The organism is Caballeronia calidae, from assembly GCF_900044055.2.
Classification (GTDB): Bacteria; Pseudomonadota; Gammaproteobacteria; order Burkholderiales; family Burkholderiaceae; genus Caballeronia; species Caballeronia calidae.
The window spans coordinates 166378-180116 of the sequence record NZ_FCOX02000004.1 but is presented as its reverse complement, the minus strand read 5'-3'; the positions used below and the strand labels follow the sequence as shown (position 1 = coordinate 180116).

The 13739-nt window shown below is 66.2% G+C and carries 13 protein-coding genes and 1 riboswitch; of the genes, 5 read left to right on the top strand and 8 right to left on the bottom strand.

What is annotated here, in order from left to right:
* Nucleotides 1–31: 31 nt before the first annotated feature.
* A complete protein-coding gene (locus tag AWB78_RS06175; protein WP_062603246.1) occupies nt 32–1180 on the bottom strand; it encodes an OpgC domain-containing protein in 1149 nt (382 codons plus the stop codon).
* Between the two features lie 298 nt (nt 1181–1478).
* Here AWB78_RS06175 and AWB78_RS06170 point away from each other — a divergent pair, with 298 nt between their 5' ends.
* Nucleotides 1479–2234 carry a TerC family protein gene (locus AWB78_RS06170; protein ID WP_062603240.1) on the top strand — a complete coding sequence of 252 codons (756 nt, stop codon included), beginning with the start codon at nt 1479–1481 and terminating at the stop codon, nt 2232–2234.
* Nucleotides 2235–2250: 16 nt separating this feature from the next.
* Here the strand turns inward: AWB78_RS06170 and AWB78_RS06165 are convergent, their stop codons facing one another.
* Entirely contained in the window at nt 2251–3318 is a 1068-nt protein-coding gene (locus tag AWB78_RS06165; protein WP_062603239.1) for a class I SAM-dependent methyltransferase, read from the bottom strand.
* 150 nt (nt 3319–3468) lie between these two features.
* Nucleotides 3469–4953, bottom strand: a complete 1485-nt coding sequence (locus AWB78_RS06160; protein WP_157697418.1) for a hypothetical protein — start codon at nt 4951–4953, stop codon at nt 3469–3471.
* Between the two features lie 360 nt (nt 4954–5313).
* Here AWB78_RS06160 and AWB78_RS06155 point away from each other — a divergent pair, with 360 nt between their 5' ends.
* The gene (locus AWB78_RS06155; RefSeq protein ID WP_157697417.1) at nt 5314–6549 is read left to right on the top strand and encodes a glycosyltransferase family 87 protein; all 1236 of its coding nucleotides are present in this window, start codon (nt 5314–5316) and stop codon (nt 6547–6549) included.
* Between the two features lie 8 nt (nt 6550–6557).
* Here AWB78_RS06155 and AWB78_RS06150 read toward each other — a convergent pair whose 3' ends face one another.
* From AWB78_RS06150 to AWB78_RS06130, 5 genes are read right to left on the bottom strand one after another with little or no spacing between them, the layout of a single operon-like run.
* On the bottom strand, nt 6558–6962 hold the full coding sequence (locus tag AWB78_RS06150) for a DUF4186 domain-containing protein (RefSeq protein ID WP_062603233.1): 405 nt from the start codon (nt 6960–6962) through the stop codon (nt 6558–6560).
* Between the two features lie 7 nt (nt 6963–6969).
* Nucleotides 6970–7695, bottom strand: a complete 726-nt coding sequence (gene cobM / locus AWB78_RS06145) for a precorrin-4 C(11)-methyltransferase (RefSeq protein ID WP_062603231.1) — start codon at nt 7693–7695, stop codon at nt 6970–6972.
* On the bottom strand, nt 7692–8438 hold the full coding sequence (locus AWB78_RS06140; protein ID WP_062603229.1) for a cobalt-precorrin-6A reductase: 747 nt from the start codon (nt 8436–8438) through the stop codon (nt 7692–7694). Before AWB78_RS06140 ends, cobM begins: the two co-directional genes overlap by 4 nt.
* Nucleotides 8435–9532, bottom strand: a complete 1098-nt coding sequence (locus tag AWB78_RS06135) for a cobalt-precorrin-5B (C(1))-methyltransferase (RefSeq protein WP_062603227.1) — start codon at nt 9530–9532, stop codon at nt 8435–8437. The genes AWB78_RS06140 and AWB78_RS06135 overlap by 4 nt, the downstream gene beginning before the upstream one ends.
* Before the next feature lie 21 nt (nt 9533–9553).
* Complete coding sequence (locus tag AWB78_RS06130) at nt 9554–10765, bottom strand: bifunctional cobalt-precorrin-7 (C(5))-methyltransferase/cobalt-precorrin-6B (C(15))-methyltransferase (RefSeq protein ID WP_062603225.1); 1212 nt, start codon at nt 10763–10765, stop codon at nt 9554–9556.
* Nucleotides 10766–10859: 94 nt separating this feature from the next.
* Nucleotides 10860–11049, top strand: a riboswitch (cobalamin riboswitch).
* 63 nt (nt 11050–11112) lie between these two features.
* Between AWB78_RS06130 and cobG the strand changes: the two genes are divergently transcribed.
* From cobG to AWB78_RS06115, 3 genes are read left to right on the top strand one after another with little or no spacing between them, the layout of a single operon-like run.
* Nucleotides 11113–12381: a precorrin-3B synthase gene (cobG, locus tag AWB78_RS06125; RefSeq protein ID WP_074173390.1), complete on the top strand. Its 1269-nt coding sequence runs from the start codon at nt 11113–11115 to the stop codon at nt 12379–12381.
* Nucleotides 12374–13000 carry a precorrin-8X methylmutase gene (locus AWB78_RS06120; RefSeq protein WP_062603512.1) on the top strand — a complete coding sequence of 209 codons (627 nt, stop codon included), beginning with the start codon at nt 12374–12376 and terminating at the stop codon, nt 12998–13000. The genes cobG and AWB78_RS06120 overlap by 8 nt, the downstream gene beginning before the upstream one ends.
* Nucleotides 12997–13725 (top strand): precorrin-2 C(20)-methyltransferase, encoded by a 729-nt coding sequence (locus AWB78_RS06115; protein WP_062603221.1) that lies wholly within the window; start codon nt 12997–12999, stop codon nt 13723–13725. Before AWB78_RS06120 ends, AWB78_RS06115 begins: the two co-directional genes overlap by 4 nt.
* The last annotated feature ends 14 nt before the right edge of the window (nt 13726–13739 follow it).

Below are 13739 nucleotides of genomic sequence, written 5' to 3'. Positions count from 1 at the left end.
GGGCGGTCGAACCGCCCGCTCCGGGCGAATCTCAGCGCACGCCGCGCGCCCGATTGTCCGTCGCCGGCACGGTCGCCGCAGCTGCCGCCGGCACCGCCGGACGCGTGCCGAGCCAGCTCGCAACCGACTGATGCACGCGCGGCACGGCGAGCAGCGCGCCGATCGCGATCGCATCGGCGGCGAGTCCCGCCGGCACGTTGACGAGGCCATCGGTCAGCGTGAACAGAATCGAATCGACGACGAGCGAAATCACCGTGCCCGCGACGAAAGACACCATGCCGTCGCGCCCCAGCGCCCCGACCCAGGGCAGGCGCCGGGCCACTTCCTTCACGATGCCGTAGCGCGCGAAGTTCGCCGCGATCCACGCGATGGCGAGGAAGTTGACGACGCGCGTCCCCGCCAGATCGCGCTTGAAGGCGCTGTCCAGCACGGGCGGCAGCACGAGCAGCTTGTAGTACGCCATGCCGGCGATCAACGCGACGGCGCCCAGGCTCACGATCCAGCCGAACCGGCTCGCGCTCACGCGCTGATAAACCGGCTGACAGCGCGCGAGCACGCCGAGCACGAACATCAGCTGCCACGCGGCGGGATTGAAGTCCCAGAGGGTGTCGTCGACGGAAGGCATGTATTCGCCGATCTGCGGCGCGAACGCCCACAGCGCGAGACTCAGGCCGAGCAGCAGCCACGGCTTGCTGCGCGCGAGCGGCAGCATGAGCGGCACGGCGAGCGCGAAGAGCGCGTACATCGGCAGGACAGCGGCGAGATACGGCTGGCGCTCGAACGTGAGAATCTGCGCGATCGACGAAACCGGCTCCGACACGAGGCTGTCGAGATCATGCAGCGCGAGATTCGGCGCGTGACCGAAGAACGGCCGCAGCAGAAAGGATGCGACGAGCATCAGCGCGGCGGTGACGAGAAACGCGCGGTACAGTTCGAACGCGCGCTTCAGGAACCGCACGCGCGCCGCGCTTTCCGAGCGCCGCGCGGCGAGCGACACATACGCCGTCGCGGTGGCGAAACCGCCGAGGAACACGAACACTTCCGCGGCGTCGTTCAGTGCGAACGCATGGAGCGTGAAGCGCGACAACATGCTGCCGCCGATATGATCGACGACGATGATCAGCAGAACCAGTCCCCGGAAGAAGTCCAGTTCGACGAGACGTTGTGATTTACCCTGCATGCGGCTCAGTGTGATGTCCTGCGGCGACAGGAGGTTGGACGGTGGCCGCGGGCAGGCGGCACGAAAGGATAGGAGTTTACCCGTAAATGACGCGGTGCATCATCATGTGAGGCGCAATTAAACGTTTCGAATCCGGTATTTGTGGCCTATTTGAGAAAATTCCTTGACAGATCTGCCGGCGCGAACGGACGCCGCTCCGGCAGAACCGTTCGATTTCTCATGAAGGTTTCAAGTTCCTTTCGTTTTTCTGGCCGATCACGCTAATATCACGCCCTCATCGTCGAACCTCTTTCGGACCATGGACTATCTCGTCGCTCTTCTCGCCGATCCCGCCGCCTGGGCCGCCCTCGCGACGCTCGTCGTCATGGAAGTCGTGCTCGGCATCGACAACCTGATCTTCATCTCGATCCTGACCAACAAGCTGCCCGTGGCGCATCGGGCGCGCACGCAGCGCATCGGCATCGCGCTCGCGCTCGTGATGCGACTGGGCCTGCTCGGCACGGTCGCACTGATCGTGCGCCTCACGACGCCGATCTTCGAGGCATTTGGCCACGGCTTCTCGTGGCGCGATCTGATCCTGATCGCGGGCGGCGTGTTTCTCGTGTGGAAAGCGACGACGGAGATCCACCATCACGTCGCCCACGATGCGGACGAGCACGGCGGCGCCGAATCGGGCAAGAGCCTGACGCCGCTCTCGGCGATCGGCCAGATCCTGCTGCTGGACCTCGTGTTTTCGATCGACAGCATCGTGACGGCGGTCGGCATGACCGAGCACATTCCGATCATGTTCGTCGCGGTGATCGCCGCCGTGACGGTCATGCTGTTCGCAGCGGGCCCGCTGTCGCGCTTCATCGAGCGCAATCCGACGATCGTGATGCTCGCGCTCGGCTTTTTGCTCGTGATCGGGATGACCCTCGTCGCCGAGGGATTCGGCACGCATGTGCCGAAGGGCTATATCTACGCGGCGATGGCGTTCTCGGCGCTGGTCGAGGGCCTGAACATGCTGGCGCGGCGGGCGAAGGGACGGCGCGCGCCGCACGAGAGCGCGCGCTGAAGGGCGCAGCGCCGGACTAGCCGGCGCGCGTGTGACCGCGCGTGCCGTTTCCTCGCAGCGCGGTGACGACGCGGCGAAGCGGCGCGGTGATACGCCAGGAAGTCGACGAGACGAACTCAGCGATCGCCGCGTTGCTGGCCTGCAGCTCGGCTTGCGACACGCGTAGCTTGTCCAGCGTTTCGCCGACCTTGCGATCGGCATCGGCGAATCTGCTTTCGGCATCGGCGAGATCGCGCCGCGCGTCCGCCAGCGCGCCCTCGGCCTGCGCGAGCCGGCTCTGTGCATCGACCAGCCGCTTTTCGATGCTGGCAGGCGTCGTATAGAACTCCTCCGTCGTGAGCGTCACATCCGGCGGCTCCTTGCGCAGCACGATGATCATCTCGCCGCCCGTCTCGCCTCTGGCCGGCACGAAATCGACGAGATTGAACGTCAGGAAGCCCATCATCAGAATTGGCTTCAGCACCTTGCTTTCGATGGTATCGCTGTCGAACACGTGGCTGTGAATGCCGACGTGCGGCGGCGCCTTCAGCTTCTGCCTGATGCGGTCGAGATTGAGCTTGTCACGCACGTTCATCGGCCGATTGACGAATGCCTCGTCGTAATAGATTTCGCACTCGATCTGATGCTCGCGCGGAATCGCTTCGACACCCGCCAGATATTCGGCGACGAAGTGGCTCAGCGCCGTGTCCTGCCGATACTTGTCGAAGCTGAATTTCTTGTCGGGCAAGGCGAGAAACAGGATGCCGCCGTCGTTCATCATCGCGCCGAGATCCGCGAGCCACTGGATCATGTTCGGCGCGTGCTCCATCACGTGATTCGCGATGATGTAGTCGAATTTGTCGCTGATGTAGTCGCCATACCGGTTCGATTCGACCACGTAATCGATCTCCGGAATCTGCTCGATGAGATCGGGATGCGTGCATTCGCGCACCAGCTGTTCACGATTCTTCCAGTCCAGATAGCGCACTTGCGCTTCGGATTTGAAAACGGTCGGCTGGTCGTATGGGCCCAGTTCGAGCCCGAGGCCCGACAGGTCGGTGTGCTTCAAAAGATGACCGCGCCGAAGCTGGGTAACGAGATTCATCCAAAGGCTCCTCTGCATCAAATTCGATTTTCGAATCGTCAGCCGATTTGATTCGGCCATTACTTGATGCGGGCGCCCTGGACGCTCGCCGGCTGAAGTTACCACAACTGCGCGCCGGCGTGAGGTCGCCGCCAAAAACGGCGAATGAGCTTAATTCGTTGCGACGGTCGCGGTGGCTTTTCGACTAGCGGGAATATCGTCCGACGGTTGATCCTTTACGCAGACCAGTGAATTCCAGATGATCGACTTGCATTTGAAGTTCTTGCACGACTTTCCGTCGCACGGCGAATCGTTGATGACGCGAACCCGGAACCGGTCGAACATCGGCCCGAGGGAGATCCCGTGCCGGCGCCAATAAACCGGCTCCTGACCGTTCGACGTCAGTTCGTTGACCGCCTGATGCAAATAGGCATTGCCATTACGCGCGATCGTGAGCGCGCTGTACTCCACGACAGCGGAATTGGCGATGAGAATCAGACAAATGGCGTAGCCCGCGAAGCGATGCCGTGTCAGCGCGAGCGCGCCGGCCAATGCGACGAGCAGATAAACCTGCGGATTCAGGCGCGCCCACCACGATTCAGGGCTGATGAAACACAGCACCAGGACGAGCAGGAGGAGCGGCGCTTCCGGCCGCAGCGCGCGCAAGCTCAGCAGGCCGAACGCGAGCGCCACGACGCACGCGCCGCCGAAGAGCGGGCCCCAGCCGCCCCATCGAACATCGGCGGCGCCGGCGAACGACATCTCCGCGTCGGTCATGGAGAACGGCAGCTTGAGTTCCGGCAGCCGTGGCGTGACCGGATCACTCGGACTTTCGTTGCTCGTCTTGCCGAAAACGCTCAGCGCGACCTGCGAAAATCGGTCGAGCGAATAAAACTCGGGCGTCGTTTGCGCGGAAATGAGATTTTCCACGCGCCCCTTGCCCATCGACGGATAAAAGATATGGTGTCCTTCGATGAGGTTTTTCGCGTAAGGATTTGCGCAAAGCACCGCGCCGACCAAGGCCAGGCCGGTTATCCGCCACCATGGGAAGAGATACGGCTTCAATGCCGTCTTCCCGCGCCACGCGAGCGCGATAAACGCCATCGCGGAGATGGTCGAAAACACGAGTCCCGTATGCTTGAGCGCGGCACATCCGATCAATGACAAGCCAAATGCGAGCAGAAGATTTCGGGACGGCGCGACGCGAAAAAAACCGTACAGGCTCAGAATCTGAATCGCGAGAAAGCTCGCCATGCAGCCATCGACATAATGCGTAAATAGCTGCGTCAGCACGACGGGATTCGCCGCGACGCCGACGCACACGAGCACGCGCGCATCGGCACGCAACCTTCTCGTCACGGACAGAGCGACAAGCGCGACCGCGAAAAACAGCAGGAAATTGATGCTCTTCGCGAGCTCCATGTTCCCCGAGAGCCTGAAGATGGCTGCGCCGTAAAACCACGCGAGCTTCGGATAATTGTTCGTGTAGATGCCATACGAGCCGTGCAGCGTCGATTTGAAGAAATCGAAGCGGCTCGCGAGTTCGATGATGGCTTCCGCGTGATATCCGATACCATCGTTCGAGAAATCGAAATAGATATTCGATAACGCAAGCGAAAGGATGACGAGCGCAATACCGAGAAAAGCGCTTCTCATGAAATGCGCCGGGGCAGTGCACTTCGTTACGAGGAGCGATGCGACGACTGCCAATATCGGCGCGGAAGAAACCCATCTTCCCGCGATTCCGGAGCCTTGCAGGACGGCGAAAAAGAAGGCGGTTGAAACTACGAACACCATCAGAAAGATGGCACTGCTCAAACTGATTTCTCCGGCTTCGACTTTCTCGACTTGCATATCCGCTCTGATAATTCGGGCCGCGCAGGGCGCGCCATTGGGGCCGCCATAATACATCGATTGCCGGGGTTATTAAGTACATATGTGGTAAATCTGCCGCATCATTCGGTGCGCGGCGCGCCGCTCGCTCAAGTTCTCCCGCCGTCCGCCGATATCCCACGGATGACCACCCGACCCGCTCCCATCGCACGCGAATCCGTCCGGCGCCGGAGCGACGGATCGCGCATCGGCGCTTATTGCGCCACGACCCTGCTCGCTTTCCAGTGCTTCGGATTCGTCTTCAACGCGCGGCATTGCTGGGGCAGATATGGCCATCCGGCCGGCTGGGACTTTCTGACCTTCTGGGCCGCGTCGCGCCTCACGCTCGACGGAACGCCGCTCGACGCCTATTCGTGGCGCGCGATCAAGGACGTCGCGGAGCATCTTTCGCCGAACATCGTGCTGCCCGGCCCGTGGTTCTATCCGCCGAATTTTCTGTTGCTGGTGCGCCCGTTCGCGTGGCTGTCCGCGCCGCTCGCCTATGCGCTGTTCGTCGGGCTCTCGTCGGCGCTCTTCGTTTTCCTGATTCGACGCGCGCTGCCGATGCGGCCCATGCTCATCTGGATCCTCGCGTTCCCCGGCCTGTGGCTCAACGCGGCGCAAGGACAGAACGCCTGCATCACCGCGAGTCTCGTGCTCGCCGCCTTCCTCTCGATGCGCAAGCGTCCCGTGCTCGCGGGCGTGTTCATCGGCCTGCTGTCGATCAAGCCGCATCTCGCGATCCTCTTTCCGATCGCGCTGGCCTGCGCGGGCATGTGGACGACCTTCATCGCCGCCGCAGTGACGGCCGCGCTCTTCACGGCGGTGTCGGTCGCGGTGTTCGGGCTCGGTATCGTGCCGGTGTTCCTGCACGGGCTCGGCGAAGCCAATGGCTACATCGCGAGCGGCGTGCTTCCGTGGGATCAGACGGCGAGCCTCTTCGCGGCCTTGCGCATGGCGCACGTCGCATCGGGGCCTGCGTACGTCGCGCAGGCGTGCCAGGCGCTCGTCGCGATCGGGGCGGTCGCATGGGTGTGGCGCAACGCGAAGGCGCTGGAGGTCCGCGCGACGGCGCTCGTCGCGGGCACCTTCATGATCGGCCCCTACATTTATAACTACGATGCCGTCTGGCTCGGCGTGCCGCTCGCGCTCATCGCGGCCCGCGCGATGCACGACGGATGGCTGCGCGGCGAACTGGCCATTCTGGGCATCGCCTGGCTGTATCCGCAGATGGGTAATCTGCTCGCCGAGCAATTCGGCGTGGGTCCGGGGCCGCTGGTTTTCGCGTCGCTGATGGTCGTGGCGATACGGCGCGCACGTCTCGAAGCCACCGCAATACGCAAGCTCGCCGCCGATCCGGCGATGGATCGGACGCGCTGAGGCGCACGTCAGAACGGCAATTCGCGCTGCGGGTTATCCGGCGCGGCGGCGCTCGCGGCCGGCAGCGGTTGCGCGCGCAGCCAGCGTTCGATCGCATCGACGACATGCCGGCGCTCGGCATCGTCGAGCATCTTGCCGGCCGCGATGCCATGCCATTTGGCGAGGCACGAGCGGCAGCACGTCGCCGTCGCGTGCTGCGCGATGAACACCGGATGCCCGCGAAACGGCGTCTGCTTCCCGTCGTTCAAAGGCGCCTGCGGGGCGAGCCGTTTGCCGATCAGCTCATGCGCCTGCGCGACGACCGTGTCGATGCCTTTCTCCCGCAGATACTTCCCTTCCCGCACGCCGAGCGCGAAGCGCCGCCGGAATGCGGATTTCGCGAGCGCGTCGAACACGGCGTCGAGGTCGCGCATGGCGTGCTCAGTCCTTCGCGTAGAGCGTCGAATCCGCGAAGCCTTCCGCGCTCAGCACGCGGCCGACGAGAATCATCGCGGTGCGCTCCATGCCCGCCGCGCGCACCTTCGATGCGATGTCCGCGAGCGTGCCCTCCACGCGCGTCTCGTCCGGCCAGCTCGCGCGAAACACGACGGCCACCGGGCAATCCGCGCCGTAGTGCGGCATCAGATCGGCGACGATGCGCTCGATATGCCGCACGCCGAGATGAATCGCGAGCGTCGCGCGATGGCGGGCGAGATCCGCGAGACTTTCGCCTTCGGGCATCGACGTCTTCGTCGCGTAGCGCGTGAGAATCACCGTCTGCGAGATACCGGGCAGCGTCAGCTCGCGCTTCAACGCCGCCGCCGATGCTGCCGCCGCCGTCACGCCCGGCACTACTTCGTAGGGAATCGCGAGCGCATCGAGCCTGCGGATCTGCTCGCCGATCGCACCGTAGAGTGACGGATCGCCCGAATGCACGCGCGCCACATCGTGACCGTTCGCGTGCGCTTCGTGCAGGACCGCGACGATCGCGTCGAGATCGAGCTCGGCCGTGTCGATGCATGTCGTCGCGCGATGCCCCTCCAGCACTTCTTTCGGCACGAGCGAGCCGGCGTAGAGAATCACGGGACACGCGCGAATAAGCCGCTGCCCCTTTACGGTGATGAGTTCGGGATCGCCCGGTCCGGCGCCGATGAAATAGACGGTCATGTTTCCGAGGTGTGGGTTTGGCCGAGCCATTGCAGAAGCGCATCGCGCGCGCTCGCGGCATCGTCGAAGATTCGGTCGGCTGCGGGCAGCGCGGGCCGCGCGAGCATCACGACGGGTAGGCCCCGCTCCCGCGCGACGGCCAGCTTCGCCTCGGTCGCGCGCCCGCCGCTGTTCTTGCTGATGACGACATCGATGCGCGCCGCGTCGAACAGCGCGCGTTCGCCGTCGAGATCGAACGGGCCGCGCGCATCGACGATCTTCGCGCGCGCATTTCCCGGATGCGCGTCGAGACAGCGAATCGTCCAGTATTGCGATGCGGGAATCTCGTGCAGATGCGCGAGCGGCTCGCGCCCGAGCGTGAACAGCGGCCGATGAAACGCCGCGATCCGTTCGACGATAGCGCGCCAGTCCGACGCCTCGCGCCAGTCGTCGCCCGGCTGCGGCTGCCATGCGGGACGGCGCACCGCCCACAGCGCCACGCGCGCGATCGCGCATGCCTCGTGCGCGTGGCGGCTCATCTGCGCGGCGTACGGATGCGTCGCATCGACGACGAGCGCGATCTTCTCGTCACACAGATAACGCACGAGCCCGTCGATGCCGCCGAAGCCGCCGACGCGCACCGCGCACGCGAGATCCGCCGGCACGCGCCCGAGGCCCGCGAGACTGTAGACGTGGGCGTCGGGAAGCGCCCGTGCGATGGCAAGCGCGTCGCCTGTGCCGCCGAGCAGAAGCACGCGCTTCATGCCGCGCTCCCGACGATATTGCCCTGCCTGTCGATCGCGAAGGTCTCGACGGCGATGCCCGCTGGCAGCACGTCGAGCGCGACGTCGCGCGCGCGCCGGCACACGATATCGCCGAGCGCGATGCCTTCGGCGCGGGCGAGCTTGAGCGCTTCCTGGCTCGTGTTGGCCGCGCGGATCGACGCCTGCAGCGCCGCGCTCGCGCCCGCGTCGGCGGCCCAGACGGCGAGCAGCGGCAAGTCGATGCTGGAGCTGCGGCTGTGCAGATCCATATGCCCCGCCGCCAGCTTGGACAGCTTGCCGAAGCCGCCGCACAGGCTCAGCCTGTCGACGCTCGCGCGGCGCAGGTGCTTCAGCACGGCGCCCACGAAATCGCCCATTTCGATCAGCGCGATGTCGGGCAGGCCGTAACGCGCGCGCATCGCGTCCTCGCTCTGATTGCCGGTGCACGCGGCGATATGCCGATAACCGTTCGCCCGCGCGACATCGATGCCCTGATGAATCGACGCGATATACGCCGAGCACGAAAACGGCCGGACGATGCCCGTCGTGCCGAGTATCGACAAGCCGCCGACGATGCCGAGGCGCGGGTTCATCGTCTTCTGCGCGAGCGCTTCGCCGTTCTCCACGCCGATGCTCACGTCGAAACCGCCGTGGTAATGCGCGCTCGCGGCGAGCGCTTCGAGATGCTCGGTCATCATCCTGCGCGGCACCGGATTGATCGCCGGTTCGCCGACGGCGAGCGCGAGCCCCGCGCGCGTCACGGTGCCGACGCCCGGTCCCGCATGAAATCGCACGCCCGGTTCATCGGACAGCCGCACGCGCGCGAACACGAGCGCGCCGTGCGTCACGTCGGGATCGTCGCCCGCATCCTTGATGACGCCCGCCTCCGCCGCATCGCTTTCGTCGGACGTGCGGCGGCAGAACGAAAGCATCATCGTCACGCGGCGGCCCTTCGGCAGCACGATCTCCGCGCGTTCGTCCGTCTCGCCCAGCAGCAACAGGCGCGCGGCCGCGAGGCTCGTCGCGGTCGCGCAGCTTCCCGTCGTATAGCCGCTTCTGAGCGGCGCAGCTTGTTCCGGCGTTTCGTTACGCATAGGTTTCGTCACGCCCGTGCGTTACGGCTTGCTCACGTGCAAAAGCGTGATCGGCAGCGCGGGCCGCCACGTATCGAAACTGCCGAGCGGCTCCGCCTGTGTGATGCCGATGCGCGTCAGCTCGCCGCCATGCCGCGCGCGCCAGTCGACGAGCGCCGCTTCGCTTTGCAGCGTCACCGCATTGGCGACGAGGCGTCCGCCCTGACGCAGACGCGCCCAGCACGCATCGAGCACGCCCGGCGCCGTCAGCCCGCCGCCGATGAACACGGCATCGGGCGCGGGCAGGCCGTCGAGCGCGGCGGGCGCCTCGCCTCGCACGAGCTGCAGCGCGGGCACGCCGAGCGCATCGCGGTTGTGCTCGATGAGACGCTGCCGGCTTTCGTTCGCTTCGATCGCGATCGAGCGGCAGGCGCCATGCGCGCGCATCCATTCGATGCCGATCGAGCCGCAGCCCGCGCCGACATCCCACAGCAATTCGCCCGGCTGCGGCGCGAGATGCGCGAGCGTCACCGCGCGCACATCGCGCTTGGTGAGCTGGCCATCGTGACGATAGGCGTCGTCGGGCAGACCCGGCGTCAGCGGCGGACCGGCGTGGCCCGCGTGCGTGCGGCACTCGATCGCGACGAGATTGAGCGCGGCGACGAGCGGCTCGCGCCAGTCGTCGGCGCGTTCGTCGATGCGGCGTTCGTTCGCGCCGCCGAGATGCTCGAACACGGTCATGCGGCTCGCGCCGAAGCCGTGCGCGGTGAGCAGCGTGGCGACGGCGGCGGGCGTCGTGCCGTCGGCGGAGAGCACGAGCAGGCGCACGCCGCGATGCAGGCTCGCGAGCAGCGACGCGACGGGCCGCCCGACGAGCGACACGCACACCGCGTCCTGCAGCGCCCAGCGCAGACGCGCCGCCGCGAGCGACAGCGACGACGGCGCGGGAATGACGCGCATCTCGCCGTTGGCGACTTCGCGCGCGAGCGTCGCGCCGACGCCGAAGCACATCGGATCGCCGCTCGCGAGCACGCACACGCGGGTGCTGGCGTCGCCGCGATCGGCGAGCACGGCATCGAGCGAAAAGGGCTTCGGCCACGGCACGCGGCGCGCGGCGATGCGCGCCGGCAGCAGCGCGAGGTGGCGCTCGCCGCCGTGAATCGACTGCGCTTCGAGCAGCGCTCGGCGCGCCACGCGGGAAAGGCCGTGCCAGCCGTCTTCGCCAATCCCCACCACGGTCAGCCAGGTCGACATGCGCCGCCTCCATTTTGCGGTTCGACAAGCGCTACACACCGCCGGGCAACGCGCGCGGACGGGCTCGAAGCGCTTGGATGGTCGATAAAAGCGGGCATAATACAGGTCCGTCGGTGCCCCGGAGTTGTCGAACTCGGGGGCTAATAGGGAACACAGCAAAACTGTGGCTGCCCCCGCAATTGTACGCAGCGAGTCCGCGCTCCACTGCCACTGGTTTTTACCGGGAAGGCCGGCGCGAACGAAGACCTGCCAGCCAAGAGACCTGCCGACTCACCGCATTCGCGCGACGCCGACCGGGCGGGGTGTACCGGTTCGCTCATCATGCGCGAAGCCCTACGGGTCACGCTTTGACTTCATTCGACCGTCCATCGATCACGAACGCCCCGCGCGCGTCCGCGTGTCCGGGCCTCATGCGCATCGTGCCCGCGCGCGACGGCGGCCTCGCGCGCCTGCGTCTCGCGGGCGGCGCACTGAGCGCGCACGCGGCGCGGGCCGTCGCGCGGGCGGCGCTCATGTGCGGCTCGGGCGTGATCGAAGTGACCAATCGCGCGAATCTGCAACTGCGCGGCATCCGCGACGATGCGCACGCAGAGTTGGTGAATATCGCGTCCGGCGCGGGCCTCGGTCCGGCGACGCCGGGCGGCGACGATCTCCGCAACGTGATGCTGAGCCCGCTCGCGAGCGACGAGACTCGCGCCCTCGCCGCGGATATCATCGACGCGCTGCAGGCCGATACGTCGCTGCACGCGCTGTCGCCGAAGTTCGCGCTGCAGCTCGACGGCGGCGAGCGGCTCGCGATGCTCGATCATCCGCACGATCTGTGGCTGTCGTCATGCGACGACGGCGCGCGCTTCGCCTTCGGCTTCGCGGGAACGATGCGGCAGCGCGCTATCGGTGCCATCGCACGCGGCGACGTGATGACGTTCGCCCTGACCGTGCTGCGCCGTTTTCTCGCGCTGGCGACGCCGGAAGAGCATCGCATGCGCGATCTGCTTGCGCGTACCGGCATCGAGCGCTTTCTCGAAGCCTTCCATGTCGATGCGGACGTGAACGCGTGGCAACGCGCGCCCGCCGATGCATCGCTGCGTCTCGGCGCGCATAAGGAACCGCATCGCGCGACGTGGTATGCAGGCGCGCAAACGCCGCTCGGCCGCCTCGATGCGCGCACGCTCGAAGCCCTCGCCGATCTCGCCGATACGCACGCCGAAGGCCGCCTCATGATGACGCCGTGGCAAAGCGTGCTGATACCCGGCGTCGCGCCTCACAACGCGCACGACGTTCTGAAAGATCTGCGCGCACTCGACCTCGCCACCGATCCGCGCGATCCGCTCGCGCGCCTCATCGCGTGCGCGGGTTCCGAGGGCTGCATCAAGAGCCATGCCGATACCAAAGCCGACGCGCATCGCCTCGCCCCGCTTCTGCCCGCGCATGACGCAGGGCAAGTGCATCTGAGCGGCTGCGAGCGTTCGTGCGCGGCGGCGCATCCCGTGCCGGTGACGTTATACGCAGTCGCGCCCGGCCGATACGACCTGCATCGCGACGCTCACGCCGTCGCGCGCAACCTGACCATCGAAGAGGCGGCCGAACGGGTCGCCCGGAGCCATGCCGATGCCTGACTACATCCGCGACGGCGCGGAGATCTATCGCCAGTCCTTTGCGACGATCCGCGCCGAAGCCGACCTCGCCGCCGTTCCCGCCGACCTCGAAAAACTCGCGGTGCGCCTGATCCATGCATGCGGCATGGTCGATATCGCGAGCGATCTGCGCTTTTCTGCCGGCGCGGGCAGCGCGGGCCGCCGCGCGCTCGCCGCCGGCGCGCCGATTCTGTGCGACGCGCGCATGGTCGCCGAAGGCATCACGCGCGCGCGCCTGCCCGCCGATAACCGCGTGATCTGCACATTGAGCGATCCGTCGATCGCCGAGCGCGCCCGCGCGATGAACAACACGCGCTCGGCCGCCGCGCTCGAACTCTGGCGGCCGCATCTCGAAGGCGCGATCGTCGCGATCGGCAATGCGCCGACCGCGCTCTTCCATCTGCTCGACATGCTCGATGCGGGCGCGCCGAAGCCCGCGCTCATACTGGGCTTTCCGGTCGGCTTCATCGGCGCGGCGGAATCGAAGGCGATGCTCGCCGCCGACAGCCGCGGCGTGCCCTTCGTCGCGCTGCTCGGCCGGCGCGGCGGCAGCGCGATGGCGGCGGCAGCGGTGAACGCACTTGCCTCGGAGGCCGAATGATGAGCGGACGTCTCTATGGTCTGGGCGTCGGTCCCGGCGATCCCGAACTGATCACGGTGAAGGCGCTGCGGCTTCTGAAGGCCGCGCCGGTCGTCGCGTATTTCGTCGCGAAGGGCAAGAAGGGCAATGCGTTCGGCATCATCGAATCGCATCTCGACGATGCACAGACGCGCCTGCCGCTCGTTTATCCAGTGACGACGGAAGCGCTCGAACCGCCGCTCTGCTACGAAACGATCATCAGCGCGTTCTACGACGAAGCCGCGCTCACGATCTCCGGTCATCTCGAAGCGGGCCGCGATGTCGCGGTGATCTGCGAAGGCGATCCGTTCTTCTACGGCTCGTACATGTATCTGCACGATCGTCTCGCCGGGCGCTTCGACGCGCATGTCGTGCCTGGCGTCTGCTCGATGCTCGGCGGCGTCGCGGTGCTGGGCGTGCCGCTCGTGTATCGCAATCAGAGCTTGTCGGTGCTGTCGGGCGTGCTGCCGAAAGACGAACTGAAGCGCCGCCTCGAAGCGGCGGATGCGGCCGTCGTCATGAAGCTCGGCCGCAATTTCGACAAAGTGCGGCGCGTGCTCGCGGAGCTCGGCCTCGATGAACGCGCGCTGTATGTCGAGCGCGCGACGATGGCCAATCAGCGCATCGTGCCGCTCGATGAAGTCGATCCGATGGCGTCGCCGTATTTTTCGCTGCTCGTCGTGCCGGGGAAAAAATGGCGGGCGTGAATGCTTCTGCATCG